General features: G+C 57.1%; 1 protein-coding gene. It reads right to left on the reverse strand.

Annotated features, from left to right (window positions below; all coding sequences use genetic code 11):
- A partial coding sequence (locus tag ACWGTI_RS32795) for a hypothetical protein (RefSeq protein ID WP_454590697.1) occupies positions 1–371 on the reverse strand: 371 nt, incomplete at its 5' end.

Genomic DNA, 371 nt, shown 5'->3' on the forward strand with positions numbered 1-371 from the left:
TCAGCCGGCGCCGCCATCTTGATGCCCCTGCCGGTTAGGCCCGGTGCTTACTGGCCTACCCGCCCCAGGTGCCGGGCCGCTGCTTCCGATAAGTGCCTCAAGTTCACCCAGCGTAAATTCAATCTGGTATCGGTATTTCGAATCTTCCGAGTAAATGCCCTCTGCTTCAATCGTTATCACCGGGCCGCCTGTTCCAGGTTTGACATGGCCGTCGATCAAAGGTCGATCGAAGATGGTTCGAGAAGTTCCTTCCCGTTTGGCAGGCCCGACCAGCATCCGCATTTGCTTTACCCCGTTCCGTCGTTCGCGATGAAGTGGCGGACCCTCACCCACCCCCAACCATATCTTCTCTATGCAATTGCGGTGCCAAA

It is taken from the genome of Mesorhizobium sp. ArgA1 (assembly GCF_053714375.1).